Genomic DNA, 273 nt, shown 5'->3' on the forward strand with positions numbered 1-273 from the left:
ATTAACACTATCATCTAAAAAATCAGTTAAGCAGCTATCAATTAGTGCAATTTTAACCGCATTTGCCATTTTAATACCTTTAATGATGCCGATTAAAATCATTATTGGCCCAGCATCCTATACACTTGCTAGTCACATTCCTTTGTTTATAGCCATGTTTATTTCACCAGCTACTGCTATTTTTGTTGCTTTAGGTTCCAGTTTAGGCTTTTTCCTCGCAGGTTTTCCAATCGTTATTGTATTTCGGGCGCTCACGCATCTGTTCTTCCTTAC

1 pseudogene is annotated in these 273 nt (G+C 36.6%); it reads left to right on the forward strand.

Going from position 1 to position 273, the window contains the following annotated elements:
• Positions 1–40: 40 nt before the first annotated feature.
• Positions 41–273 (forward strand): annotated as a pseudogene (locus C1E99_RS13020) (hypothetical protein); the annotation flags it as partial.

It is taken from the genome of Streptococcus suis, from assembly GCF_002964045.1.
Classification (GTDB): Bacteria; Bacillota; Bacilli; order Lactobacillales; family Streptococcaceae; genus Streptococcus; species Streptococcus suis_U.